This window comes from uncultured Campylobacter sp. (assembly GCF_937997595.1).
Lineage (GTDB): Bacteria > Campylobacterota > Campylobacteria > Campylobacterales > Campylobacteraceae > Campylobacter_B.
The window spans coordinates 1-1952 of sequence record NZ_CALKTS010000338.1 but is presented as its reverse complement, the minus strand read 5'-3'; the positions used below and the strand labels follow the sequence as shown (position 1 = coordinate 1952).

General features: G+C 52.7%; 2 protein-coding genes and 1 pseudogene. All 3 read left to right on the top strand.

Annotation, left to right across the window (positions count from 1 at the left end; translation table 11 throughout):
- A pseudogene (locus Q0614_RS11455) lies at positions 1–119 on the top strand (2-iminoacetate synthase ThiH); the annotation flags it as partial.
- Positions 112–774, top strand: coding sequence for a hypothetical protein (locus Q0614_RS11450; protein ID WP_298098000.1), 663 nt, complete (start codon positions 112–114; stop codon positions 772–774). The pseudogene Q0614_RS11455 and the gene Q0614_RS11450, both read left to right, overlap by 8 nt.
- Complete coding sequence (locus tag Q0614_RS11445; protein ID WP_298788822.1) at positions 768–1937, top strand: thiamine phosphate synthase; 1170 nt, start codon at positions 768–770, stop codon at positions 1935–1937. The genes Q0614_RS11450 and Q0614_RS11445 overlap by 7 nt, the downstream gene beginning before the upstream one ends.
- Positions 1938–1952 lie beyond the last annotated feature (15 nt).

The window sequence follows — 1952 nt, the reverse complement described above, 5'->3', positions numbered from 1 at the left end:
GCGAGCAGAGGGGCGACGAGCAGTTCGAGATCAGCGACGCGCGCAGCGTAAGCGAGGTCTGCGAGGCGATCCGCGCAGGCGGGCTGCAGCCGCTGATGAGCGAGTATATCTATGTGTGAGAGCGCAGATATGCGAGCTTGCGCCGCGAAACTTCGGCACCAAAGGCTTGCTTCGGCGGCGAAATTTTTAGAATTTCATGCGGCGAAATTCTGCGCTCGCATGGGTAAAATTTGTAATGCTTTTTTAAGAGGCGAGATTTGCGGTGCGCTACTTGCGGGCAAATTTAGTGCCGCTAGACGCAGCAAAATTCGTAGCGTAAAATACTACGCCGAATTTTACAGCGCCGCACGCCGAGATAAAATTTTAGACATCGTGTTAGCGAACGTTAGGAATTCTGGGCTCAAAAATGCGTGTGTAAATTTGAGGCCTAGGAACACATACGTGGATTTAAAATTTAAAGGCAGCACAAATTCCGAGCCCGCGGGCGGCTTAAATTTTAAATTTAAAAACGGTACGAGCTTAAGGTTCTTATGCGGCGGCAACGCAAAGCCGCTGAAATCGAGGAACTTTGTGAACGCTTTAAGCTTTAGCGTTGCGGCGGAAATTTCAGCTCTTGTTCTGGCAGGCGAAATTTTGAAATATGGAGTAACAGCGGGGATTTCGGCGCTTGCCTTAGCAAGTAAAATTTTAATTCCTAGCGCTACGGGCGAAATTTTAAGTTTGAGTGCTGCTTCGCGCACGGATTTTGGGCTTAAAGGAGCGGGCGAATGCTAGATTTAGAGCTTGCTTCGCGCATTACGATCATCACAAATCGCGCGCTCTGCGGCGGCGAGGCGGCGCTGCTCGCGCGCATAGTGGATTTTGCCACGGCAGGCGTAGGCGAGATCGTCGTGCGTGAAAAGGATCTGGATGAAGCGGCCTACGCGGCGTTATTTGAGAAAATTTTACTTGCCTGCAAGAGCGGGCTTTGTGCGGATACGGCTCGTGCGGACGGAATTTTTGCTGAAGACCTAGCTGTTAAATTTGGTGCAGCCCAAACTCTCGCGAGCGGATTGGGCGTGAGAGCGGACTACTCGGATAAAATTTCGCTTTGCGAGCGCGGCGCAGACGAAGTTTTGCTAAAGAGGCTCCATTCGGGCGGTAGCAAGATCGAGCTTTACAAGGATACGACTCACAAGTATGCCGCTACGGATAAAATCCAGTCTAAAAATTTAGCTTGCGTTTTAGATGAAATTTCGTCTGAAAATTTTATCGACGCTGCAAATTGTGTGAATGATAGCATGCTGGGTGATATTTCGCTTCGCGGTGCCGCAAGCGAAACAAAACCCGCGGCTGGAATTGTACAGAGCGTAGAAGACGCCGGAATCGCGCAGGGCAGAGGAAACACAGAGAGCGTGGAAAGCGCGCATGGCGCAGAAAAGGTAAATGGCATAGAGAGCGTGAAAAAGGCGGAAAACTCGCAGAGTGCGAAGGGCGCGCAGAGCGCAGAGAGTGCAAGGCGTCTGCCCGCGATCTTTGTGCATAATTTTGCAGATTTTGCACTGCGGGCGGGCGAGAGAAATTTATGGCTGCCGCTCGGGGTTTTGCGGAGCTTCAGCGCGGCGCACGGCGCGGAGTTTTTGCGCGCAAATTTCAAAAAACTGGTCGCTTCCTGCCACAGCGAGGCGGAGGCGCGAGAGGCGCTGGAGCTGGGTGCCGGCGCGATCTGCCTGAGCCACATTTTTGCGACCGATTGTAAGGCGGGGCTCGCGCCGAGAGGGCTAAATTTGATCCACGCCGTGCGGGAGTTTTTCGCGGGCGAAATCTACGCGCTAGGCGGCATCACGCCGCACAATTTCGCCTCCGTCCTACGCGCGGGAGCCGATAGGATCGCCGTTATGAGCTCTGCGATGACGGCGCGGGACGCGAGCGATTTCATAAGAAAATTTAAGAAATAAATCGATCCAAAAACG

What these genes read in the sequence shown, in the direction of transcription:
- Q0614_RS11450 (WP_298098000.1), top strand. Translation starts at nt 112, where the DNA reads ATGTGTGAGAGCGCAGATATGCGAGCTTGCGCCGCGAAACTTCGGCAC.
- Q0614_RS11445 (WP_298788822.1), top strand. Translation starts at nt 768, where the DNA reads ATGCTAGATTTAGAGCTTGCTTCGCGCATTACGATCATCACAAATCGC.